The organism is Pseudomonas batumici, assembly GCF_036585405.1.
Taxonomy (GTDB): domain Bacteria; phylum Pseudomonadota; class Gammaproteobacteria; order Pseudomonadales; family Pseudomonadaceae; genus Aquipseudomonas; species Aquipseudomonas batumici.
The window spans coordinates 976476-999111 of the sequence record NZ_CP144470.1; the positions used below are offsets into that span (position 1 = coordinate 976476).

A 22636-nucleotide genomic window follows, 5' to 3' on the forward strand; every position below is an offset into this window, starting at 1 on the left:
AATGCGATCAGGCCAGGCCGGCCTCAATGCGAAATGATCCCGTGGTCAATCGCGTACTTCACCAAGGCCGCGGGCTTGTCGATATTGAGTTTGCGGCGGATGCTCAAACGATGGGTCTCCACCGTGCGCACGCTGATGTCCAGCTCGCGGGCCATTTCCTTGTTGTTCAGGCCCTCGACCATCTTGCGCAGCACCTGGCTCTCGCGTGGCGTCAGCTCGTTATCGGTGTGCTTGTCGGCGATCAGCCGCTGTGCGATCGCCGCACTGTAAAACGTCCCGCCGCTGGCGATGGCCTCGATGGCCGCAATGATTTCCCGCGAAGGTGAATTCTTCAACACATAACCGCTGGCGCCGGAACGCACCGACTCGCTCACATACTCATGGTTGTCGTACATGCTGAGGACCAGAATCTTGAGCAGCGGATACTGCTTGCTCAACACACGGGTCAACTCAAGTCCGTTCATGTCCTTCAGCCCGATATCCACCAGCAGTAAATCCGGCTGGCAGCGCGCCACCATCTCCAGCGCTTCGGCGCCATTCTCGGCCTCGCCCACTACTTCCAGGGGGGGCATCACCGCCAGCAAGGCCTTGATCCCATCCCGGACCAGGGAGTGATCGTCGACCAGGGCGACGCGGATTGGATGGAGCAGATTCATCAGGGGCGTTCGCTCTTGTGGTGGGCTGAGTCAGGACTTTGCAGCGGCAATCTTAAGCGGCAGCAGAACATCCAGTACACTCCTTCCCGGCGTGGAGGCCAGTTCGAGTCGTCCACCAAAATGCTCGACACGCTCACGGATATTGCGCAGGCCAATACCCGAGTGACGACGTTCGACCTGGGCGACGTTGAAACCGATACCGTCGTCGACCACCGTCAGACGCACAAATTCTGCGGCCCCCTGCAGGGTAATCGAGACATTGTGCGCCTGTGCGTGTCGTTCGATATTGGTCAGGCCTTCCTGCACAATCCGAAACAAGGCGACCGGCAGCCCATCGACCAGCTCGCACTCGAACGCGTTGTTGTCGTAGGTCACCACCAGCCCGCTGCGCTGCTCGAACTCGGCGGCGAGCTGACCGATCGCCGCCGGCAGGCCCAGGGTGTCGAGCAGCGACGAGCGCAGATCGTGAGAGAGGCTGCGCACCTCGCCAATCGCTTCCCCCAGGCGCTCGATGGCCTCTCTTAAAATGCCCAGGCCCCTGTCCTGCCCTTTCTCCAGCACATGGCTGGCCAGTTCGAACTGAAACTTGATGGACACCAGGACCTGGCTGATACCGTCATGCAGCTCACGGGAAACCCGTGAGCGCTCTTCCTCCTGCAAGCTGACGATCCGCTGGGTCAAACGCTGGAGTTTCCTGTCGGCCAGGCGATGCTCGCTGACGTTCAGGGTCATGCCGCCGGCAAAGACCAGGAGCACCGCCACGAGGGCGACCCCGGCAATCGCCAGCATGGTCTTGCGGATGCCCAGGGCCACCTCGTCACGGGCCTGCTGTGTCGCGCGCTCGACGTCCTCGAGGTAGATGCCGGTACCGAGCATCCAGCCCCAGCGGTCCAGCATCACCACATAGGCGAGCTTGTCGGTCACCTGGCCGGTCGAGGGTTTGTTCCAGGCGTAGCGTTGAAAGCCTTCCCCTGATTCGGCACTTTTCAGCAACGCCTGGATCACCGGCAGACCGTGGGGGTCCTTCATGTCCCACAGGTATTGGCCCACCAGTTCCGACTGGCGCGAGTGCATCAGGCTGCGGCCCTCGCGGTCGTAGACGAAGAAGTAGCCATTGACCCCGAAGCTGAGCTTGCGCAGTTCTTCCAGCACCTGTTGCTGGGCGTGCTCGTCACCCTTGCCGTCGTCGTAGAGCGGCGCGATCAGGCTTTGCGCCATGGCGACGTAGTTCTTCAGTTCGGCGCGCTTGCTGGCCAGAATGCTGTCTTCGATCAGTTGCGCCTGTTGATCGCCCAGTTGGCGGTTCAGGGAAATCACCAGCGCGCAGATGACAGCAATGGCCATGACCAGCGGCAAGATTCCCAGGGCGACGATTTTGTGCTTGAGCTGCATGACGGATTACCGGGGCTCTCAGTAGAACTACGTAGACGCTGCGTACGTAGTCGTGCGGATACTTTTGTTGACGGTATACACGGATATTGGGCCAGCTCCGCACAGCGGACACAATTATAAAAATTACCGCCGCAGTCTACCGACTGTCGGCAGGAGACACGCAATGACCCGTCTGGCTAAACACCTCGCCTGGTTTGCCGTGGCTGTCCTGGGAGCGTTTGCGCTGAGTGTCGTGGCCCTGCGCCGCGGCGAAGCCATCAATGCCCTCTGGATCGTAGTCGCCGCAGTCGCTATCTACCTCGTCGCTTACCGCTATTACAGCCTGTTCATCGCCAACAAGGTGATGCAACTCGACCCCATGCGCGCCACTCCCGCCGTCGTCAACAACGATGGCCTGGACTACGTGCCGACCAACAAGCACATTCTCTTCGGCCATCACTTCGCCGCCATTGCCGGCGCCGGACCACTGGTCGGCCCGGTATTGGCGGCGCAGATGGGCTACCTGCCCGGCACCCTGTGGCTGATTGCCGGGGTCGTGCTGGCCGGTGCGGTGCAGGACTTCATGGTCCTGTTCCTCTCCACCCGCCGCAACGGCCGTTCCCTGGGCGACATGGTCCGCGAGGAAATGGGCCGCATCCCGGGGACTATCGCCCTGTTCGGCTGCTTCCTGATCATGATCATCATCCTCGCGGTGCTGGCGCTGATCGTGGTCAAGGCCCTGGCCGAGAGCCCATGGGGCATTTTCACGGTGATGGCGACCATCCCGATCGCGATGTTCATGGGCGTCTACATGCGCTACATCCGCCCGGGCCGCATCGGTGAGATTTCCATTGTCGGCGTGCTCCTGCTGCTCGGCTCGATCTGGCTGGGCGGGCAGATCGCCGCGGATCCGGTGTGGGCCAAGGCCTTCACCTTCACCGGGATCCAGATCACCTGGATGCTGATTGGCTACGGCTTCGTGGCCGCCGTGTTGCCGGTGTGGCTGATCCTGGCACCGCGCGACTACCTGTCGACCTTCCTCAAGATCGGCACCATCATGGCCCTGGCGATCGGCATCCTGATCACCATGCCCGTGCTGAAAATGCCGGCGTTGACCCAGTTCGTCGACGGTACCGGCCCGGTCTGGAAAGGCGGTCTGTTCCCGTTCCTGTTCATCACCATCGCCTGCGGCGCGGTGTCCGGCTTCCATGCGCTGATCGCGTCCGGGACCACGCCCAAGCTGCTGGCCAGCGAAGGCCATGCCCGCTATATCGGTTACGGCGGCATGCTGATGGAGTCCTTCGTGGCCATCATGGCGATGGTCGCCGCCTCGGTCATCGATCCGGGCGTGTACTTCGCCATGAACAGCCCGGCCGCCGTGGTCGGCGCTGATGCAGTGGCCGTGGCGCAGACCGTCAGCAGTTGGGGCTTCACCATCACCCCGGACGCCCTGCTGGCAGTGGCCAAGGACATCGGCGAAACCACTGTGCTGGCCCGTGCTGGCGGTGCACCGACCCTGGCGGTCGGTATCGCGCAAATCCTCCACCATGTCCTGCCCGGTGAAAACACCATGGCGTTCTGGTACCACTTCGCGATCCTGTTCGAAGCACTGTTCATCCTGACCGCCGTGGATGCCGGCACCCGTGCCGGGCGTTTCATGCTGCAGGACTTGCTCGGTTCCTTCGTGCCGGCACTCAAGCGTACCGAGTCCTGGACCGCCAACCTGATCGCCACCGCCGGTTGCGTGGCGATGTGGGGCTACCTGCTGTACCAGGGCGTGATCGACCCGCTGGGCGGCATCAACACCTTGTGGCCGCTGTTCGGTATCTCCAACCAGATGCTCGCCGGTATCGCACTGATGCTCGGCACCGTGGTGCTGATCAAGATGAAGCGCCAGCAATACATCTGGGTCACCCTGCTGCCCGCCGCCTGGCTGCTGATCTGCACCACCAGCGCCGGCTTCATCAAGCTGTTCGATGCCAACCCGGCCATCGGCTTCCTCGCCCTGGCGAAGAAGTACAGCGTCGCGTTGGAAGCCGGACAGGTGATCGCCCCGGCCAAGGACATCACCCAGATGCAGCACGTGATCTTCAACGCCTACACCAACGCCACGCTGACGGCGCTGTTCCTGTTCGTGGTCTTCAGCATCCTGTTCTATGCGATCAAGGTCGGTGTCTCGGCCTGGGGCAGCCAGGAGCGTACGGATAAGGAATCGCCCTTCCAGGCCGTTCCAGAGGCGTAATCGAAGCTAGATGAAAAAAATGCCCCGTATCGAAAGCTACGGGGCATTTTTCGTTGGTGAGCCGCAACACCTCGTTCCTTTGACGCGGATTCGCTACTATGTTTGCTCCGCTTTCCTTGTCGGCGGATTTCTTCATTGTGGAGCCCGAATGCCTAGTCAAAAGGACATCGCCGCCGAAAGCGGCGCACCGATGATTCCTGAACAGCGCCGTGAGTTGATGCTGCGACAGTTGCGCAAGCACCAGGTGCTGAGCGTTCATCAGTTGATGGAAATGTTCGAGTGCTCGCACATGACGGTGCGTCGTGACATTGCGCTGCTGGAGCAGGAAGGTCGGGCCTACTCGGTCACCGGTGGCGTTCGGATCGCCAGCCAACTGCACAGTGAGCCCAGCCACCAGCTCAAGGCCGTGGTCGAGTTGCCGCAGAAACAGGCGATGGCGAAACTCGCCGCCCGGTTGCTGCACGCCGATATGACGATTTACCTGGATGCGGGCACCAGCACCCTGGAGATCGTCCCCTACGTCAAGGCGCTTTCCGGCATGACCGTGGTGACCAACGACTTCGGCATCGCCCAGGCCTTGATGGACGCGCCCCAGGTCACGGTCATTCATACCGGCGGCCAGCTGGATCACTCCAACCATTCCTGCGTGGGCGGGTTGGCGGTCGCCACCTTGCGCCAGGTGGTCACCGATATCGCGTTCATCTCCACCAGCTCCTGGGACTTGCGTCGCGGCCTCACCACGCCTTCGGCGCTGAAGGTGGAGGTCAAGCAGGTGGCGATGCAGTCGGCGTCCCAGGTGGTTCTGGTGGCCAGCAGTTCCAAGTACGGCACCTTCAGCATATACAAGATCGCCGGGCTGGAACAGTTCGACATCATCATCAGCGACGACGCGCTGGCCACTGCGGCAGCCGACGGTATTCGAAAACAAGGCGTCGAACTGATGTTGCCCTCCGGCGTGACGCCTTAAGGTCTATCGAGTAGGAGGCGGATTTACATCCGCCGCCCTCTCAAACCTAGCGCGCCTTCCAGTCGCGCAGCCACTGCAAGCCCGCCGAGGTGTCGCCGCGCGGCCGGTATTCGCAACCGACCCAGCCGTCATAGCCCAACTGGTCGATCAGCTCGAACAGATAGGGATAGTTGACCTCCCCCAGATCCGGCTCGTGGCGGTCCGGCACGCCGGCAATCTGGATATGGCCGATCCCCTCGAAATCCCGGCGCAATTTGCTGGCCAGGTCACCCTCGACGATCTGGCAGTGGTAGCAGTCGAACTGGACCTTCAGGTTGCTGGCGCCCACTTCCTTGCAGATGGCCTGGGCCTGATCCTGCCGCTTGAGGAAAAATCCCGGCATGTCCCGTGTATTGATCGGCTCCAGCAACACCGTCACCCCGACCTTGGCCGCTTCGGCCGTCGCATAGGCGAGGTTTTCCAGGTAGATGCCATGATGCCGTGCCCGCTCGCTCTCGGAGGGCAACAGGCCGGCCATGACATGGATACGTGAATTGCCCAGCACCGCCGCATAGTCCAGGGCGCGGTCGAAACCACTGCGAAACTCACCCTCGCGACCCGGCAACGACACGGTGCCCCGCTCCCCCGCTGCCCAATCGCCCGGCGGCGCATTGAACAGCGCTTGCACCAGGCCGTTGTCGCTCAGGCGCTGCTTCAGCTCCTGGGCGCTGTAGTCGTAGGGAAACAGGTACTCCACCGCCTCGAAACCATCGGCGGCGGCCGCGGCGAAGCGCTCCAGAAAGCCCTTTTCCGGATAAAGCATGCTGAGGTTTGCAGCAAAACGAGGCATGGTAGCTCCCAGGATAAAGGCTCAGACAAACGGCCAGATCAGCAAGGTAATACAGAAACCCAGCGTACCGAGCAAGGTAGTCAGCACCGTCCAGGTGCGCAGACCGTCACCCACATTCAGCCCGGCCAGCTTGGTGAAGATCCAGTAGCCGGCATCATTGATATGGGACATCGCCAGGCCGCCACCGCCCATGGCCAGGCACAGCAGGGCCAGGTGGTTCGGGGTGAGGTTGAGGGTCGCGATCAACGGGCTGATGATCCCGGCAGTGGTCACCAGCGCCACCGTGGTCGAGCCCTGTACCGCGCGCAGCAGCAGGGTCAGCAGAAAGCCCAGGGCGAGCACCGGCAGACCGGTGGTGCGCAACAGATCGGAGACCACGGCGCCGATGCCGGTATCCACCAGGACCTTGCCGAAGACACCGCCGGCACCGGCAATCAGGATCACCATCGCCACACCGGGCAAGGCCGAGCCGATCACATCGGACACCTGGGTGCGACTCCAGCCCCGCCGCGAACCCAGCAGCCAGGCACACAGCAAGGTGTCGATCAGCAGCGCGACCAGCGGCGCACCGAGTACGGTCATGATGCCGCGCAGGGTCGAGTCGGCAGGCAGCAGCGAGGTGGCCAGAGTGCCCAGCAGAATCAGGATGATCGGCAACAGGATCAACCCGACAATCAGGCCGAAACCCGGTGGCGGCGCCGGCGGCAGCTTGGCGACGAGGCTGCCGGTGGACTCTTCCAGGCCCATGTGCGACACGGCCACGGCCGCTTGCGCAGTACTGGTGTCGTTGCCATTGCCCCAGGCGACCAGGTCTTCATGGGTGACATGCGGACCGTAGACCTCGGCACGAATATCGTCGGTCATCGGGTACACCCGACGGGTCATGCGTCCGGCCACGCGGTAGCCGACATAGCACAGCAGCGCGGTGATCGGCAGGCCGAACATCAGCACCCGGCCAAGGTCGGCACCCAGCTGGCTGGCAGCGGCGACGGCGCCCGGGTGTGGCGGCAGGAAGGCATGCACGGTCAGCAAGGCCGCGCACATCGGCAGCGCGAACACCAGCAACGGCTTGCGCGCACTGCGAGCGACGCCATAGGCCAGCGGCATCAGGATGATCACCCCGACCTCGAAGAACACCGGCACCCCGACCATGAAACCGGCAATCGTCAGCGCCAGCGGTGTACGCCGGTTGCCGAAACGGCTGATCAGCGTCCTGGCCAGGGCCTCGGCACCGCCAGAGAGTTCGATGATCCGCCCGATCATCGCGCCCAGGGCAATGATGATCGCGATATGGCCCAGGGTCTTGCCCATGCCGCCTTCAATGGTGGCGACCAGCTCCGCCGGCTTCACCCCGGCGACCAGGGCCACCAGGATGCTCACCAGCATCAAGGCGACGAAGGGTTGGAATTTGTACTTGAGCACCAGGAACAGCAACAGCGCGATGCCCAGCCCGGCGGTCACCATCAGGATCAACGGGCTCATTTCGGCAGCCCTCCGCGCCGGGTGAACGCAGCGGTTGCGCCGCTGGACCTGCAAGTGCCTTGGTGAAGGTAAGTCATGCTTGGATTTCCTGTTGTTATTGTTTTTTCAGGCAAGCCGGGGCCATCGAGAGTCGCTGTGCGTCTCCCGGACAGGGCCTGCGTTATCGATCTGTGCTGCTAAATCCGTGCTCTACCAGTGCGCCCCGAAGGTCTCGCGCAGCTCGTCCAGCGCCGCTTGATCGAGCGGTTCGGGCCTGGGGTTGCTCATCAACCAGAGTCGTGCGGTTTCCTCGAGTTCTTCCAGGGCGTAGCTGGCCTTGGAAACCGAACTTTCCCAGACCACCGGCCCCAGCCGTTCGAGCATCACGCCGCGAACGCTGTTGGCCAGTTGGGCGACCTGTTCGGCGACCTTCGGCGAGCCGGGTCGCTGATAGCCGATCAGCGGGATATGCCCGACTTTCATGACCTGATACGGCGTCAGCGGTGGCAGGATGTCGTTGGGTTGCCAGACACCGGCCAGGGTCAAGGCCACCAGGTGGGTGGAGTGAGTGTGAACCACACCGCCAACCCCCGGGTTGCGGTCATAGACCTGGCGATGCAGCGCCAGGGTCTTCGAGGGCTTGTCACCGGACACCCATTCGCCGGCCAGGTTGACCTTGGCAATGGTCGCCGGGTCGAGGCGCCCGAGGCAGACGTCAGTCGGGGTGATCAACCAGCCATCGTCCAGACGCGCACTGATATTGCCGGCGCTGCCGACGGTATAACCGCGCAGGTAAAGGCTGCGGCCGACCTCGCAGATTTCTTCGCGCAAGGCGTTTTCATTGCTCATTGCGCCTCTCCAGCCTGGGCCAGTTGCTTCAAGGCCTTGTCGAAGAAGTCGCGACCACCGAAGTTGCCGGATTTGAGGGCCAATGCCAGCGGCTCATCGGTCGTGCTGACCGTCGCCGGCACCCCCGGATCGATCTGCGCACCGATCCGCAGCAGTTGCACACCCAAGGCCTGAACCACGGCTCCCGAGGTTTCGCCACCGGCAATCACGAAGCGCCGCACGCCGCTCTGACGCAGCCCCCGGGCGATTTCGCCAAAGGCGTTTTCCACCAGGCTACCGGCCTGTTCGACACCCAACTGCTGTTGCACCGCCTTGACCTCTTCCGGCGAACTGGTGGCATAGATCAAGACGGTTTCATCGTTATCACAGACGAAGGCCAAGGCTTGCGCCACGACCGGCTCACCGGCGGCCAAGGCCAGTGGATCGATACGCAGTGCCGGTCGACCGGCTTCGAGCCAGGCGGCCACTTGCCCGTTGGTCGCCAGCGAGGCGCTACCGGCCAACACCACTTCATCACCGTAAACCGGCGGCAGTTCCGACGCATCGAGCTCACGCAACTTGCCGGCGCGGCGGAAGTTGTCCGGCAAGCCCAGGGCCAGCCCCGAACCGCCGGTCAGCAACGGCAAGTCCGCGCAGGCCGCGCCCAGGGTGTACAGATCATGGTTCGACAAGGCATCGGCGATCGCGATGCCGACCCCCTGCCCGCGCAATTCGGCGATTCGCCCACGCACCTGTTCGACCCCTTGGGCAATGCTGTCGTAGCGCAGCAAGCCGACATCCAGGCTGGTCTGCGATTGCAGCACCCGGACCAGGTTGGCATCGGTCATCGGCGTCAAGGGATGATGCTGCATGCCCGACTCGTTGAGCAGTTGATCCTGGACAAACAAGTGGCCACGAAAGATCGTCCGGCCATTTTCCGGAAACGCCGGGCACGCCAGGGTGAAGTCACTGCCCAGGGCCGCCAGCAGCGCTTCGCTGACCTGGCCGATATTGCCAGCCGCCGTGGAGTCGAACGTTGAACAGTATTTGAAAAAGATCTGCTCGCAACCTTGTTCACGCAGCCAGGCCAGTGCCGCGAGGGACGCTTCGACCGCCTCGGCAACCGGTGTGGTACGTGACTTCAGGGCAATCACAATCGCATCGGCGTCGATCCCGGCGGCGACTTCGCGGCTCGGGATACCGATGCTCTGTACGGTACGCATACCGCCGCGCACCAGCATGTTGGCAAGGTCGGTGGCGCCGGTGAAATCGTCGGCGATGCAGCCCAGTAATGGACGGGTGTTCATGGTGCGGTCCTCAAACAGGCTCGGTCTTGGCCGTCGGCAACTGGATGCCCGGGAAAATCTTGATCACTGCCGAGTCGTCCTCGCGGCCGAAACCGGCGCTGGAAGCCTGCATGAACATCTGGTGGGCTGTGGCCGACAGCGGCAGCGGGAATTTGCTGGCGCGCGCGGTATCCAGCACCAGGCCCAGGTCCTTGACGAAAATATCCACCGCGGACAAGGGCGTGTAATCGGCCTTGAGAATGTGCGGCACGCGGTTTTCGAACATCCAGGAGTTACCGGCGCTATGGGTGATCACTTCGTAGAGCGCGTCGGCATCGACCCCTTCACGCAGACCCAACGCCATGGCCTCGGCGGAGGCCGCGATGTGCACCCCGGCCAGGAGCTGGTTGATGATCTTGACCTTCGAACCCAGGCCATGGGCGTCACCCAGGCGATAGACCTTGCCGGCCATGCCCGCAAGAATCGCCTCGGCCTTGGCGTAAGCCTCCTGCGGGCCCGAGGTCATCATGGTCATCTCGCCGGCGGCGGCCTTGGCCGCACCGCCGGAGATCGGCGCATCCAGGTACAGCAGGCCCTTCTCGGCCAGGCGCCGGCCAAGATCGACCGCATAGGTAGGCGCCACGGTGGCACAACCGATGACCAGGCTGCCAGGGCGCAGCGTGGCCACGGCGCCGCCTTCGCCAAACAGTACGGTCTCGGTCTGCTCGGCATTCACCACCACCGTGATGATCACCTCGCACTCGCCCGCCATGTGCGCGGGCGAAGCGCATGCCACCCCACCCTCACCGGCAAACTGCTCCGTCACCGCCGCCCGTACATCACAGGCATGCACCTGGAAACCACTGCGCAACAGCGAGCGGGCAATGCCCAGCCCCATCGCGCCCAAACCGACCACACCGACATTCTTGTTATTCATGAGGGGACTCCATCAAGTTGAGCGGATAATCCCCCAATGAACAGAATATGTGAAGTATTTTTTCAAAATAACATTTTTTAACATCGCTTCTGAAAGACCGCCCAAGGGGCAAGGACCCGCACCCTGCCCCCTGCCGGCCTAGGTCCTGAAGCGCCCCACGGTCTGATGCAGGCTGCCGGCCATCCGGGCCAATTCCAGACCGGCGGTGTGAGTCTGCCGGGCACCCAGCGAGACCTGCTCGGACAGGTTGCGAATGCCCACCAGGTTGCGATCCACCTCGCGCGCCACCAGGGCCTGCTGCTCCGTGGCACTGGCGATCATCAGGTTGCGTTCATTGATCTGCGAGATCGACCGGGTGATCTCTTCCAGTGCCTCGCCGGAGCGTTGCGCAACCTCCAGGGTGGTCTGCACCAGGTGACTGCTGCTTTGCATGGCGCTCACCGCGTGCCCGGTATCGAGCCGCACGTTGCCGATCATCTGCTCGATTTCCTCGGTCGACACCTGGGTACGATGCGCCAGCGCCCGCACCTCATCGGCGACCACCGCGAAACCCCGTCCGGCATCACCGGCACGGGCCGCTTCGATCGCCGCGTTGAGGGCCAGCAGATTGGTCTGCTCGGCAATGCTGCGAATCACCTCCAGCACCGTGCTGATGTCCTGCACACGTCCGGCCAGATGCTGGATACGCTGCGAGGTATCCGTCATGCCGTCCGCCACGAGGCCACCGTTTCCTGCACCTGCTCACGGCCACGCTGCGCGGTTTGCTCCGACACCCGGGACGCCTCGCTGGTGCTGACCGCATTGCGGGCGACCTCGTCGACAGCGGCGGTCATCTGATTGACCGCGGCAGCGGCCTGCTCGATCTCCTGGCCCTGCAACTGCAAACTGCTACTGGTCTGGCTGCTGACCGCGCTCAACTCTTCGGACGAGCTGGCCACCTGATCGACCGACACGGCAATGTGCCGGACCATCGTGTTCAGGCTCTGCTGCATCTGCTGCATGCTCACCATCACGCTGTCGCCAGCATTGGCACTCACGGGCACGTGAATCGTCAGGTCGCCTTGCGCGATTTGACTCAATACCCGTGCCGCATCGTCGGGCTCGCCCCCCAAGGGCCGGGTGACACTGCGCGTGACGATCACCGCGGCGGCGATGACCGAGACCAGGCAGAACACGAACAAGCCCAGCATGTTCAGGCGGGCATCGCTGTACAGCGCCTGCGCCGACCGCTCACGATCGACGAAGATCTGCCCTTGCAGCGCCATCAGGGCATCCAGGCTTTGATAGACCTGCTGTTCGGCGGGGACGACTTGCTGTTTGAGCTGCGTCATCGCGGCCTCGAAAGCCCCTTGCCGGATCAACACCTGCACCTGGGTGAACGCGGCGACGTAGGCCTCGCGATGTTTTTTCAGGGCCGCATAGGCGGCCTTGCCTTCTGGCAGGTAGAACAGTGGCTCAAGGGTTTCAAGTGCCTGGGTGATCCGTTTCCTGGTGGTATCGATCGACTGTTGGGCTTGCTGATTATCCTTGTCGATCAGCAGATCCCGGGTGTTCCTGGCGTTGTCCCGCACACCGGTGGCAATGACCATGATCGGATCGATCTTCGGCCAGTCCTGTTTGACGATCACTATTGCCTGTTCCTTGAGCGTCGCCAGATCGTGCAACGCATACAACGCCTGTCCTGTCAGTAACAACGGCGCAATGGCAAAGCCGATGACGATACGCTGTGCCGTGCTTAGCTTGGCCATCTCAAATGCTCCCCGATTAATACCTGCCCGATGGGCAGCGCATTTGAAAACTTCATGCCCCACAAGCCCCGGACTCACTGTGCCCCGGGTCGTTTCAATGGCCGCGAATGTAGTGCTCCAGTTGCCGGATCAGGTCGGCCTGCTCGGCGATGGCTTCCTTGACCAGATCGCCGATCGACAACAGGCCAATCAGTTGATCGCCGTCCATCACCGGCAGATGGCGCAGATGACTGTCGGTCATGACCGCCATGCAACGCTCGATGCTCTGCTGACTGTCTGCCGTGACCACCGGCGCGCTCATGATGTCCCTAACCTGCGTCCCGACCGAAGAGCGCCCCTGCAAAATGACCTTGCGTGCATAGTCGCGCTCACTGATCACACCGATCACCTGCCCCGCCTCTATGACGGGCAGAGCGCCGACGTTCTTTTCGGCCATCATCTTCAGCGCTTCCAGCACCATCTGGTCTGGCGCGATGCTATGCACCTGCTGGTTTTGCACGACCTTGAGCTTGAGCAGTTGCGCGGCTGTTTTCATAGGGGCCTCCAATACTGTTCACGGTTGAAAAGGCAAAAAAAAGCGCCTGAAACCTTGCGGTTCCAGGCGCCTTTGCCTGTTATTTTGCGGTGCTGAACGGATCACCGATGTTGCCCTGACCGATTCGGCCAATCGATCGTCGTTGACCGAGGGGGCTGTCCACAGGAATACCTTCCAGATGAACCCGGGGCTAGCCCTGCAGGCTTTGTGCCAGTCGGCAGCACAGAGACTTCAGGGCCGATGGACAGAGGTCATCCCTCTGGACACTTGAGCGGAAGGCGGCGAAAGCGCATTGCGCCGCCTCCGGCTGGTGCACGCCGTAACGCCCGGCGCTTCATAAAAGTGCAGACTGAATGGCAACACGTGATTAATTAACTCAGCTTATGACTCTATCCCGATCCAGCGGTCTAGTTTCCAAGCTAAACACGGCCTAGATTCGAAAAAATCAGCCACCGTCACCTATAGACGAGACTGACCAGGTTCAGCGTTCGGCAGTCAACGAAGACTCGTCCTACAATCACCTGTGGCGTTCGTTCTTCCTTCGACACAAATCATTTCGAAAGACTGATCCAACTCATCCCCGGGGAGCCGTCCCATTATGAGTGCCCTCAACATCAATGGCCGTGACTACACGGTTGACGTAGACCCTGGTACCCCCATTCTTTGGGCGTTGCGCGACACGCTGGGCATGACCGGCACCAAGTTCGGCTGCGGCGCTGCCCTGTGCGGTGCTTGCACCGTTCACCTGGATGGTCAGGCCATTCGCTCCTGCGTCACACCTATCGCAGCCGCCGAGGGTAAGAAGATCACGACGATCGAAGCGACGACCAACGGCAGCGACCCGGTCGGTACCGCCGTACACGAGGCATGGGTCAAGCACGACGTGGCGCAATGCGGTTACTGCCAGAGTGGTCAGATCATGAGCGCGACGGCCTTCCTCAAGGCCCAACCCAAGGGCAAGCAGCCCACGGTGGCCGAGATCGACTCGGCCATGGCCGGCAACATCTGTCGCTGCGGCACCTACGCCCGTATTCGCGCTGCGGTGGCTGATGCCGCTAAAGCCCTCGCCTGATCGGAGTTCGCCATGTTCAACGACACCTACCCGGACGAGCTCCCCCACGCGTTGCAACACATGCTTGACCGTGATCATGCCGACGGCCCCGCCACACTCCCCCGCCGCAGCTTCCTCAAGATCCTTGGCATTGGCGGCCTTGCGCTGGGCGCATTTCCTCACTTGGCCCTGGCGCAACAGGACAGCAGCGTCGCCGCAGGGCCCCTCAAGCCGAATCAGCAACCCTCCGCATTCGTGCAGATCGCATCCAATGGAGAGGTCACGGTGACCATCAACCGGTTGGAGTTCGGCCAGGGCGTGCAGACAGGCCTGCCGATGATCCTCGCCGAAGAGCTCGATGCCGACTGGAGCCTCGTGCGCAGTCGCAACGGCAGCGCCGATATCGCCTACCAGGACCCGCTCTACGGCATGCATCTCACCGGCGGCTCCAACTCGATCAAGAACAGCTATACCCAGTACCGCGAACTCGGCGCTCGTGCTCGCGCCATGCTGCTCGCCGCGGCAGCAGCGCGCTGGAACCTGGACGTGGCGAGCCTGAGTACCCATGCCGGTTGGGTACTCGGCCCGGCGGACCGCAAAGCCAGCTATGGTGAACTGGCCGAGGCCGCTATGGCGCTGCCTGTACCTGAGAAAGTCACGCTCAAGGATCCCAAAAACTTCCGAATCATTGGCCATGCCACCACGCGCATCGATGCCAAGGCCAAGAGCAGTGGTCAGCAGAATTTCGGTATCGATGTGCGCCTGCCGGGGCAACTCACCGCCGTGGTGGCCCGCCCACCGGTGTTCGGCGCCAGGCTCTCCTCTGTAGACGACAGCGCGGCCCGCGCCGTCAAAGGCGTGAAGGCAGTGCTGCGTGTCCCGCTTGATGGGGGGCTGAAGGCGTGGCAGTCGTGGCCGACGGCTACTGGCAGGCCAAACAAGGGCGGGATGCACTCAAGCTGCAATGGGATACAGCGACTGTAGAGAAGGTAGACAGCGAGAAGCAGTTGGCCGACTACCGGGAGCTGGCAGGCCACCCTGGCCCACGCAAGTTCGAGGCGGACATGACACCGCTGACAACAGCGCCGCATCAACTGGAAGCCGAGTTCGTGTTCCCGTACCTGGCCCATGCGCCCATGGAACCGTTGAACTGTACGGTCCAGCTTTCCGAGGGCCGCGCCGAGTTGTGGGCGGGTACCCAGCTACCCGGTACTGACAGCGCGGCGGCCGCTCGCGTACTCAATCTCAAGCCCGAGCAGGTTCAGATCAACGTGCAGACGGCTGGCGGCGGCTTTGGTCGGCGTGGCGTAGCCACCAGCGACTTTGTGGTGCTGGCCTGCGAGGTAGCCAAGGTGGCACGAACGGCCGGTTTGAATGGTCCGGTGCGCACGCTGTGGAGCCGCGAGGACGACATCAAGGGTGGCTATTACCGCCCCATGCACCTGCACCGCGCGCGCATCGGTTTCGACGACAGCGGCAAGGTGCTGGCCTGGGACCACGTGTTGGTCGGACAATCCATCATCTCGGGCACCATGTTCGGGGGACAGGTGAAGAATGGTATCGACCCCACGGCGACGGAAGGAATGCGTGATCCCTACCCGCTGCCGATGCGTCTGACGGTGCATCACCCGAAGCTCAACGTCCCTGTGTTGTGGTGGCGCAGTGTGGGCTCCACCCACACAGCCTTCGTGATGGAGACGTTGATCGATGAGATCGCCCGAACCACGAAGCAGGATCCAGTGGCTTACCGGATGAAGCTGTTTGCCGATCAAAGTCCGCGCCATCGCGCGGCGCTGCAATTGGCCGTGGACAAGAGCCAATACGGCAAACGCGAGCTGCCTGCCGGCCGGGCCTGGGGCGTTGCGGTACACGAGTCTTTCAGTTCGGTGGTGGCCTACGTCGTGGAAGCCTCGGTGCAGAACGGCCGTCCGGTGCTGCACCATGTGACCGCCGGCGTACACTGCAACCTGGCTGTCAACCCGCGCAGCGTTGAAGCCCAGGTGCAGGGTGCTGCCCTGATGGGCTTGTCGATGTGCCTGCCGGGCGGTGCCATCACCCTGAAAGAGGGTGTCGTGCAACAGAGTAATTTTGCTGACTTCAGCGTTCCGCGCATCACCGACATGCCCGAGTTTGCCGTCCACATCGTGCCCAGCGCCGAACCACCCACCGGGATGGGTGAGCCCGGCCTGCCCCCGTTGGCCCCCGCCTTTGCGAATGCGATCGCGAGCCTCACGGGTAAGCCGGTGCGTCAGTTGCCCTTCAAACTGGTGTAAAACTGATGGAACTCAGCGCCTACCGGGTGGGCCGCACCGTGGGATGCGTGGGTGCGGTCACCGTTTCCGGATTACCTGAGCTTGATGATCACCTTGCCTTTCGCTCTCCCCTGTTCGACATAGTTCAGGGCATCGGCTGTCGACTCGAATGAAAAGGTTCGATCCACCACCGGCTTGATCGCGCCGGCCTCGACAAGGGCGCTGATCTCACGCAGTTGAACACCACTGGCCCGCATGAAAACGAAGGCATAGCGGATACCGAGCTTGCGCGCTTTCCTCCGGATGCCGTAGCTCAAGAGCCCCATGACCTGTTTCAGTCCCCAGGACAGTCCCTGCTCTTGCGCGAACTCTGGGGTGGGTGGACCGGAGATGGAAATCAGTTGGCCGCCCGGCTTCAGGACCTTGAGTGATTTCTCAAGGACATCTGCGCCCAGGCTGTTCAGCACGACATCGTAGTCCTGCAACAGGCTCTCGAAGTTCTGCTTCCTGTAGTCGATCACAACGTCCGCGCCCAGCGCTTTCACCCACTCGACATTACTTGTGCTGGTGGTCGTGGCCACGAAGGCCCCCAGATGCTTGGCGAGCTGGATGGCGATCGTGCCCACCCCACCCGAGCCGGCATGGATAAGCACCTTCTGCCCCTTCTTCAGCTTGGCGGTTTCCACCAGCACCTGCCAGGCCGTCAGCGCAACCAGGGGAACGGCGGCAGCTTCGTCCATGCCGAGGTTCCGGGGTTTCAGCGCAAGCGCGTCTTCCGTCACGCCAATCAGCTCGGCGAAAGTGCCGATACGATCCTCGCGAGGGCGGGCATAGACCTCATCGCCCGGCTTGAAGCGAGTCACGCCAGGCCCCACCCGGACCACGACACCCGCCAGGTCATTGCCCAGGATCAGTGGAAAACGATACGGCAGGATCAGTTTGAACTCGCCCTTCCTGATCTTGGAATCCAACAGGTTGACGCTGGTGGCATGGACCTGGACCAGCACATCGTTGTCCCGAACCTCAGGGTCGGGCAACTGGCCAATACGTCCGTGACGCTTGCCATAGCGATCGATAAAAAATGCCTTCATGGTGATTCAGCTCTCTGGAGGGTGTCAGGCGTCGAGGAAGGACAAGGCCTTGGGCACGAAGTCGGCATGGTGCTGGAAAATCCCGTCATGCCCGGCGTCCTGGTAAATGATCAGTTGCGCATCAGGAATGCGACGCGCCATGTCGGTGGAGTTGACGGTAGGTACCATGATGTCGTTATCGCCGTTGGCGATCAGTACCGGGATCCGAAGGCTGCCCAGATCCTGGGGCGCCTGACGGCCCCAGGCTTCGATCGCCCTCAACTGCCGCAGGAAGGCCGCAGGCGTGGGAGCCTTGTCCCGATGTTCCTTGCGTTCCTGCAATCGTTTCAGGAAGGCCTTCGCGGCCTGGCGACCATTGGCCGTGGCGGTGAAGAACAGGTAGAACTTGGGATCGCGCAGCGTCAGCAGGCCCTTGATCATCAAGGGCCAGGACGTAGCCCATACCCTGTCGATGCCTTGGCCGCCGGCGGGTCCCGTACCGGTCAGAATCAGCTTGCGGACCAGCTCGGGGGCCTTCAACGCCATGTCCTGCGCCACGAATCCGCCAAGGGAAAAACCGAGCAGGTCGACCTTCTCGAAACCCAGTGCGCGAATCAGGGCGATTGCATCCTGTGCCATGGCACCGATGGTCACCGGGGCTGTTCCACCCGACGCGCCGATCCCCCGGTAGTCAGTGGCGATAACGCGGCGCCTGCTGGCTAGGCCATTGATGATCCGCGGGTCGAAATTGTCCAGTACCGCCCCCCAATGATTGAGAAGAATCAATGGCACACCGCTGCGAGGTCCCAGGTCACGGTAGGCAAAAGCCGTCCCGCCGACATTGATCGAGCGGTTCGCGGCCTGCCCGTACGACGTATCGGGCCCTGGGTGAAGCGGTTTGTCGGCATGGCTCATGGTTGACTCCGCGCGCCTCGTAGAGAGTGTCGCTCATGACAGGTAGTGGCGCATCTTTATGATGATGATCATAATCCAAACCGTCAACATCTTTGATGATGATCGACATCTATGTATAGTGACCATCTGGCGGTTGGCAGACGCAAAGAGGTATTGGGATATGAAAGTCACCAAGGCGCAGGCCCAGGCGAACCGGGCGCGCATCGTCGAGACGGCCTCCGTCCTGTTTCGCGAACGGGGCTATGACGGCGTGGGGGTGGCAGACCTGATGGCGGCTGCCGGGTTCACCCATGGCGGGTTCTACAAGCATTTCCGCTCAAAAGCCGATTTGATGGCCGAAGCCGCTGCGTGCGGGCTGTCCCAGACCCTGGCCAATAACGCCGGTCTCGACCTCGCCGAGTACATCAGCCTTTACGTGTCACGGGAACACCGTGATGCCCGCAGCCTGGGCTGCACGATGGCAGCCCTCTGCGGGGATGCCGCGCGTCAACCGGAAGAGATCAGGACGACCTTTGCCGACGGGATCGAAAACACGCTCGCCGTCCTTGAGCGCGAGGGCACGGTGCCAGGCGACGTGGATCAGCACAACGTGCGAGCCAAGATGATCAACCTGTTGGCCCAGGCGGTCGGTGCCATCGTGTTGTCACGGGCCTGTCCGGATGACTCGCCACTGGCGGATGAGATTCTCGAAGCCTGTCGCACGGAAATGCTCGCGCCCCTGTTGCCCGCCACGCCATGAGCTACGGCTTGAGACAAGCCCTCTCGCAAACCCGGGACCGCCCAGTATTCGTGGACTGAGCGGTCCTGGGGCTGTCTCGCGACAACTCGTTCAGGGTTGTACCTCTGGCTCGCGGGCACAGCCCTTGTGCAATTCGGCCGCCAGTTTCTCTTCGTCCAGCGCCCCTTCCCACTTGGCGATGAACAACGTGGCCACACCGTTGCCAATCACGTTGATCAACGCCCCACCCTCGGAAATGAAACGGTAGACCCCAAGTACCAGCACCAGCCCCGCTGCCGGGATCACATCCAGGCTACCAAGGGTGGCCGCCAGGGTAATGAACGCCCCGCCGGTGATACTGGCCGCGCCCTTGGAGGTCAGCAGCAGAATCAACAACAAGGTGACCTGGTGCCACAGGTCGAGGGGGATATCCAGCGCCTGGGCGATGAAGATCGCCAGCACCGTCATGTTGATGCAACTGCCATCGAGGTTGAAGCAGTAACCCGAAGGCACCACCAGCCCCACCACCGACTTCTCGCAGCCCAGGCGCTCCAGCTTGCCCATCAGGCGCGGCAAGGCCGACTCCGAAGACGAGGTGCCCAGCACCAGGAACAGCTCGTCGCGGATGTACTTGAGGAACCGCCACAGGCTGAAACCCGCCAGCCGCGCCACCAGGTTGAGCATCACCAGCACAAAGAACAGCGCCGTCACGTAGTAGCAGATCAGCAACTGGCCATACGCCCCGAGGGAACCCACGCCGTATTTGCCGACCGTAAAGGCCATGCCGCCGAAGGCCCCCAACGGCGAGACATACATCACCATCCTGACCATGCGGAAAAACGCCTGGGCCACCAGGTCGATCAGGTGCAGCAGCGGCTTGCCGACATCACCCAGCATCTGCAGGGCGAAGGCAAACAGAATGGAAATGAACAGCACCTGGAGGATGTCGCCCTCGGCAAATGCGCCCAACACCGTACTGGGCACGATATGGGTGAGAAAGCCCACCACGCTCTGTTCATGGGCCAGCTTGCTGTAGCTGTCGATGGCATGGACATCGAGGCTCGCCGGATTGATGTGCAGGCCCGCACCGGGCTGCATCAGGTTCACGCCGATCAGCCCGACCACCAGCGCCAGGGTGGTCAGCACCTCGAAGTACAGCAACGATTTGAAGCCGACCCGACCGATGCGCTTGAGGCTCTGCATGCTGGCAATGCCGCTGACCACGGTGCAGAAGATGATCGGCGCGATCAGCATCTTGATCAGCTTGATGAACGTGTCGCCCAGCGGCTTCATTTCCTCACCGAGGCCGGGGTAGAAATGACCGAAGAGGATGCCCAGCGCGATCGCCAGCAGCACCTGCACATACAGATGGCGGAACACGCCGCGCAGCCGTGAATGGCGCGGTTCTCTTATTGTTATGGTTGTCATGGGCGGACCTTCTTGTTGGGTGGTGAAGCTTTTACGACACGAGGTTGATCGGGCTCCCCGAGTAGTAGCCGTGCAGGTTGCCGAGGATCCCGTCGGCCAGCCGTTGCAGGCTGCTCTGGCTGGCCCAGGCCACATGGGGCGTGACGATCAGGTTGGCATGGAGACTGGTGAGCAATGGCTGATCGGCCGCCGGCGGCTCCTGGTCCAGCACATCGAGGGCCGCGCCGCCGAGGCGGCCGCTGTCCAGGGCCGCGAGCAGCGCGCGTTCATCCACCAACGGCCCACGGGCGGTATTGATCAGCAAGGCGCCGGGTTTCATCTGCGCCAGTTCCGCGGCACCGATCAGGTGGCGGGTGCGCTCGCTCAGCGGACAGTGCAGCGAGATCACGTCACTTTGCGCCAGCACCGTTTCAAAGGCCTGGTAGCCCTTGCGCACCGGGATCGCGCCACGGTGTTCGGCATAGAGCAACTGCATGCCCAGGGCGCTCGCCAGGCGTGCGGTGGCCAGGCCGATAGCACCCCGGCCGACGATGCCCAGCACACTGCCCTGCACATCCAGGATCGGCGCGCGATGGACGCAGAAATGCCGCGAAGTCGGCCAGTCCCGCTGTGCTGCCGCCTGGTAGGCGAACAACTGTCGACGCAAGGCGAAGATCGAGGCGATCACCGACTCGGCGACACTTTGCGCCGAGTAGGCCGGGACATTGCTTACCGTCACACCGAAATCACGGCAGGCCGCCAGGTCAATACAGTCGTAACCGGTGGCCGCGACGCAGATAAAGCGCAGGTTGGGCAACTGTTCAAGTTCGGCTCGGCCGATGCGTACCTTGTTGGTGATCAGCGCATCGGCATTGCGGGCCGCGTTCACCACCTGGTCCGGTGGCGTATCGGAACGGTCCTGCCAGTCGCTGACCCAGGCCGGACGCGCAAGGCCCAGCGGCAGGCTGGCGCTGTCGAGAAATACCACCTTCATACCGCACGCTCCGGTTGTACGGGCTCGGAGATCTCGATCAGGTTCAGGTCCGGATCACGCACATACACCGAACGGATCGGCCCGGTGGCCCCGGTGCGCAACACCGGGCCTTCGATGATGGGCCAGTCGACACGGGCCAGGTGTGTAATCACCTGATCGAGGGGGATCGAGGCGATGAAGCACAGGTCCAGCGCCCCCGGCACGGGCAGGTGCGCCTTGGGCTCGAACTCGTGGCCGCGCACGTGCAGGTTGATTTTCTGCTGGCCGAAGGTGAACGCCTTGCGCCCACCAGCGAAGGTCTGCACCTGCATGCCCATGACCCGCACGTAGAAGTCCTCGGCGGCCACGGGGTCGATAGTGGTCAGCACCAGGTGGTCAAGATGGTCGATCATGGTTGCAGCTCCTGGGTTCGGGTCGACGGCACCTGTTTTTCCAGGTTGGCGACATGGGCGGGTATCGGGTGCAGGTCCAGGCGCTTGCCGGCCTTGAGGATCTGGCTGGGAATGTCGTGGCCGACCAGTCCCGGCAACCGGGCGGCAATCGCCAGCACACGGTCAAGGTCGACCCCGGTGTCGAAGCCCATCAACTGCAGCATGTGCAGCAGGTCTTCGGTGCAGACATTGCCGCTGGCCCCCGGCGCGTAAGGGCAACCGCCCAGGCCACCGAGGGAGGCATCGAAACGCTCGACACCGGCGTCGATGGCCGCCAGGGCATTGGCCAGGGCCATGCCACGGGTGTTGTGGAAATGCAGGGTCAGTTGCAGCGCCGGAAAGCGCTCACGCACGGCCCGGGACAGCGCCTCGACCTGGCTCGGATAGGCCATGCCGGTGGTGTCGCACAAGGTCACGCCACGGGCGCCCCGTTCGGCAAAGCGCTCGACCCAGTGCAACACCTCGCCCACCGGCACATCGCCCTGCATCGGGCAGCCGAACACCGTCGACAACGACACGTTGATCGCCACCGGCGCCTGGCCGATCACGCGGAACACTTCGCTGAGCTGGGCGAACGACTGCTCGCGGCTCATGCGCAGGTTGGAGCGGTTGTGCGGTTCGCTGACCGACATCACCAGGTTGGCTTCATCGATGTTGCACGCCAGGGCCCGTTCGGCGCCGCGCACATTGGGCACCAGCACGGTGTATTCCACCGCCGGATTGCGCCGGATGCCCTGCATCACCGCCTCGGCATCGCGCAGCGCGGTAATGGCCTTTGGCGAGGTGAATGAGGTGACCTCGATCTTGGCGAAACCACACTGGCTGAGGGCATCGATCATGGCGATCTTGTCGGCGGTTTCGATAAACCGCGCTTCGTTCTGGAAGCCGTCACGGGTGGCGACTTCCTGCAAAAACAGACGTTGCATGGACATTCCTCG

20 protein-coding genes and 1 pseudogene are annotated in these 22636 nt (G+C 62.6%); 5 read left to right on the plus strand and 16 right to left on the minus strand.

The genetic code is table 11. From position 1 onward, the window contains the following. Positions 1–23: 23 nt before the first annotated feature. Both NUH87_RS04005 and NUH87_RS04010 read right to left on the minus strand, forming a co-directional pair. A complete protein-coding gene (locus NUH87_RS04005; RefSeq protein WP_338524839.1) occupies positions 24–656 on the minus strand; it encodes a response regulator transcription factor in 633 nt (210 codons plus the stop codon). A gap of 30 nt (positions 657–686) precedes the next feature. Next, positions 687–2048, minus strand: a complete 1362-nt coding sequence (locus NUH87_RS04010; RefSeq protein WP_338524840.1) for a cache domain-containing protein — start codon at positions 2046–2048, stop codon at positions 687–689. A 163-nt stretch (positions 2049–2211) separates the two neighbouring features. Between NUH87_RS04010 and NUH87_RS04015 the strand changes: the two genes are divergently transcribed. Together NUH87_RS04015 and NUH87_RS04020 are read left to right on the plus strand one after the other, a co-directional pair. Then, positions 2212–4269 (plus strand): carbon starvation CstA family protein, encoded by a 2058-nt coding sequence (locus NUH87_RS04015; protein ID WP_040068092.1) that lies wholly within the window; start codon positions 2212–2214, stop codon positions 4267–4269. A gap of 148 nt (positions 4270–4417) precedes the next feature. Next, complete coding sequence (locus NUH87_RS04020; protein WP_338524841.1) at positions 4418–5236, plus strand: DeoR/GlpR family DNA-binding transcription regulator; 819 nt, start codon at positions 4418–4420, stop codon at positions 5234–5236. A 46-nt stretch (positions 5237–5282) separates the two neighbouring features. On the opposite strand, the gene otnI is transcribed toward NUH87_RS04020, so the two are convergent. The 8 genes from otnI to NUH87_RS04055 form a co-directional block, all read right to left on the minus strand. After that, positions 5283–6065 carry a 2-oxo-tetronate isomerase gene (otnI, locus tag NUH87_RS04025; protein ID WP_338524842.1) on the minus strand — a complete coding sequence of 261 codons (783 nt, stop codon included), beginning with the start codon at positions 6063–6065 and terminating at the stop codon, positions 5283–5285. 21 nt (positions 6066–6086) lie between these two features. Then, positions 6087–7547: an SLC13 family permease gene (locus NUH87_RS04030; RefSeq protein WP_338524844.1), complete on the minus strand. Its 1461-nt coding sequence runs from the start codon at positions 7545–7547 to the stop codon at positions 6087–6089. Positions 7548–7736: 189 nt separating this feature from the next. Then, positions 7737–8375, minus strand: coding sequence for an aldolase (locus NUH87_RS04035; protein WP_338524845.1), 639 nt, complete (start codon positions 8373–8375; stop codon positions 7737–7739). Then, complete coding sequence (otnK, locus tag NUH87_RS04040) at positions 8372–9661, minus strand: 3-oxo-tetronate kinase (protein ID WP_338524846.1); 1290 nt, start codon at positions 9659–9661, stop codon at positions 8372–8374. The genes NUH87_RS04035 and otnK overlap by 4 nt, the downstream gene beginning before the upstream one ends. A 10-nt stretch (positions 9662–9671) precedes the next feature. Then, on the minus strand, positions 9672–10577 hold the full coding sequence (gene ltnD / locus NUH87_RS04045; RefSeq protein ID WP_338524847.1) for an L-threonate dehydrogenase: 906 nt from the start codon (positions 10575–10577) through the stop codon (positions 9672–9674). A 138-nt stretch (positions 10578–10715) separates the two neighbouring features. Next, positions 10716–11282 carry a methyl-accepting chemotaxis protein gene (locus NUH87_RS31210; protein WP_422393901.1) on the minus strand — a complete coding sequence of 189 codons (567 nt, stop codon included), beginning with the start codon at positions 11280–11282 and terminating at the stop codon, positions 10716–10718. Continuing rightward, a complete protein-coding gene (locus NUH87_RS04050; protein ID WP_422393902.1) occupies positions 11279–12325 on the minus strand; it encodes an MCP four helix bundle domain-containing protein in 1047 nt (348 codons plus the stop codon). Before NUH87_RS04050 ends, NUH87_RS31210 begins: the two co-directional genes overlap by 4 nt. A gap of 94 nt (positions 12326–12419) precedes the next feature. Further along, complete coding sequence (locus NUH87_RS04055) at positions 12420–12860, minus strand: CBS domain-containing protein (protein ID WP_040068105.1); 441 nt, start codon at positions 12858–12860, stop codon at positions 12420–12422. A gap of 598 nt (positions 12861–13458) precedes the next feature. Here NUH87_RS04055 and NUH87_RS04060 point away from each other — a divergent pair. Both NUH87_RS04060 and NUH87_RS04065 read left to right on the plus strand, forming a co-directional pair. Then, the gene (locus tag NUH87_RS04060; protein ID WP_338524849.1) at positions 13459–13932 is read left to right on the plus strand and encodes a (2Fe-2S)-binding protein; all 474 of its coding nucleotides are present in this window, start codon (positions 13459–13461) and stop codon (positions 13930–13932) included. 12 nt (positions 13933–13944) lie between these two features. Then, positions 13945–16184 (plus strand): annotated as a pseudogene (locus NUH87_RS04065) (molybdopterin cofactor-binding domain-containing protein). Between the two features lie 71 nt (positions 16185–16255). Here NUH87_RS04065 and NUH87_RS04070 read toward each other — a convergent pair. After that, a complete protein-coding gene (locus NUH87_RS04070; RefSeq protein ID WP_338524850.1) occupies positions 16256–17254 on the minus strand; it encodes an NADP-dependent oxidoreductase in 999 nt (332 codons plus the stop codon). 24 nt (positions 17255–17278) lie between these two features. Further along, on the minus strand, positions 17279–18148 hold the full coding sequence (locus NUH87_RS04075) for an alpha/beta hydrolase (protein WP_338524851.1): 870 nt from the start codon (positions 18146–18148) through the stop codon (positions 17279–17281). 160 nt (positions 18149–18308) lie between these two features. Here NUH87_RS04075 and NUH87_RS04080 point away from each other — a divergent pair, with 160 nt between their 5' ends. Beyond that, positions 18309–18887: a helix-turn-helix domain-containing protein gene (locus NUH87_RS04080; protein WP_338524853.1), complete on the plus strand. Its 579-nt coding sequence runs from the start codon at positions 18309–18311 to the stop codon at positions 18885–18887. A 90-nt stretch (positions 18888–18977) separates the two neighbouring features. On the opposite strand, the gene NUH87_RS04085 is transcribed toward NUH87_RS04080, so the two are convergent. From NUH87_RS04085 to NUH87_RS04100, 4 genes are read right to left on the minus strand one after another with little or no spacing between them, the layout of a single operon-like run. After that, entirely contained in the window at positions 18978–20294 is a 1317-nt protein-coding gene (locus tag NUH87_RS04085) for a dicarboxylate/amino acid:cation symporter (RefSeq protein WP_338524854.1), read from the minus strand. 31 nt (positions 20295–20325) lie between these two features. Then, entirely contained in the window at positions 20326–21267 is a 942-nt protein-coding gene (locus NUH87_RS04090; RefSeq protein ID WP_338524855.1) for a D-2-hydroxyacid dehydrogenase, read from the minus strand. Next, a complete protein-coding gene (locus tag NUH87_RS04095) occupies positions 21264–21659 on the minus strand; it encodes a VOC family protein (protein ID WP_338524857.1) in 396 nt (131 codons plus the stop codon). Before NUH87_RS04095 ends, NUH87_RS04090 begins: the two co-directional genes overlap by 4 nt. Continuing rightward, complete coding sequence (locus NUH87_RS04100) at positions 21656–22624, minus strand: hydroxymethylglutaryl-CoA lyase (protein ID WP_338524858.1); 969 nt, start codon at positions 22622–22624, stop codon at positions 21656–21658. The genes NUH87_RS04095 and NUH87_RS04100 overlap by 4 nt, the downstream gene beginning before the upstream one ends. Positions 22625–22636: the final 12 nt, after the last annotated feature.

Excerpts from the sequence above, each read along its gene's own strand:
- NUH87_RS04015 (WP_040068092.1), top strand. The coding sequence starts at position 2,212 with ATGACCCGTCTGGCTAAACACCTCGCCTGGTTTGCCGTGGCTGTCCTG.
- NUH87_RS04090 (WP_338524855.1), bottom strand. The coding sequence starts at position 21,267 with ATGAAGGTGGTATTTCTCGACAGCGCCAGCCTGCCGCTGGGCCTTGCG.
- otnI (WP_338524842.1), bottom strand. The coding sequence starts at position 6,065 with ATGCCTCGTTTTGCTGCAAACCTCAGCATGCTTTATCCGGAAAAGGGC.
- NUH87_RS04030 (WP_338524844.1), bottom strand. The coding sequence starts at position 7,547 with ATGAGCCCGTTGATCCTGATGGTGACCGCCGGGCTGGGCATCGCGCTG.
- NUH87_RS04050 (WP_422393902.1), bottom strand. The coding sequence starts at position 12,325 with ATGGCCAAGCTAAGCACGGCACAGCGTATCGTCATCGGCTTTGCCATT.
- NUH87_RS04010 (WP_338524840.1), bottom strand. The coding sequence starts at position 2,048 with ATGCAGCTCAAGCACAAAATCGTCGCCCTGGGAATCTTGCCGCTGGTC.
- NUH87_RS04075 (WP_338524851.1), bottom strand. The coding sequence starts at position 18,148 with ATGAGCCATGCCGACAAACCGCTTCACCCAGGGCCCGATACGTCGTAC.
- NUH87_RS31210 (WP_422393901.1), bottom strand. The coding sequence starts at position 11,282 with ATGACGGATACCTCGCAGCGTATCCAGCATCTGGCCGGACGTGTGCAG.
- NUH87_RS04080 (WP_338524853.1), top strand. The coding sequence starts at position 18,309 with ATGAAAGTCACCAAGGCGCAGGCCCAGGCGAACCGGGCGCGCATCGTC.
- NUH87_RS04095 (WP_338524857.1), bottom strand. The coding sequence starts at position 21,659 with ATGATCGACCATCTTGACCACCTGGTGCTGACCACTATCGACCCCGTG.
- NUH87_RS04060 (WP_338524849.1), top strand. The coding sequence starts at position 13,459 with ATGAGTGCCCTCAACATCAATGGCCGTGACTACACGGTTGACGTAGAC.
- NUH87_RS04005 (WP_338524839.1), bottom strand. The coding sequence starts at position 656 with ATGAATCTGCTCCATCCAATCCGCGTCGCCCTGGTCGACGATCACTCC.
- ltnD (WP_338524847.1), bottom strand. The coding sequence starts at position 10,577 with ATGAATAACAAGAATGTCGGTGTGGTCGGTTTGGGCGCGATGGGGCTG.
- NUH87_RS04035 (WP_338524845.1), bottom strand. The coding sequence starts at position 8,375 with ATGAGCAATGAAAACGCCTTGCGCGAAGAAATCTGCGAGGTCGGCCGC.
- NUH87_RS04055 (WP_040068105.1), bottom strand. The coding sequence starts at position 12,860 with ATGAAAACAGCCGCGCAACTGCTCAAGCTCAAGGTCGTGCAAAACCAG.
- NUH87_RS04085 (WP_338524854.1), bottom strand. The coding sequence starts at position 20,294 with ATGACAACCATAACAATAAGAGAACCGCGCCATTCACGGCTGCGCGGC.
- NUH87_RS04020 (WP_338524841.1), top strand. The coding sequence starts at position 4,418 with ATGCCTAGTCAAAAGGACATCGCCGCCGAAAGCGGCGCACCGATGATT.
- NUH87_RS04070 (WP_338524850.1), bottom strand. The coding sequence starts at position 17,254 with ATGAAGGCATTTTTTATCGATCGCTATGGCAAGCGTCACGGACGTATT.
- otnK (WP_338524846.1), bottom strand. The coding sequence starts at position 9,661 with ATGAACACCCGTCCATTACTGGGCTGCATCGCCGACGATTTCACCGGC.
- NUH87_RS04100 (WP_338524858.1), bottom strand. The coding sequence starts at position 22,624 with ATGCAACGTCTGTTTTTGCAGGAAGTCGCCACCCGTGACGGCTTCCAG.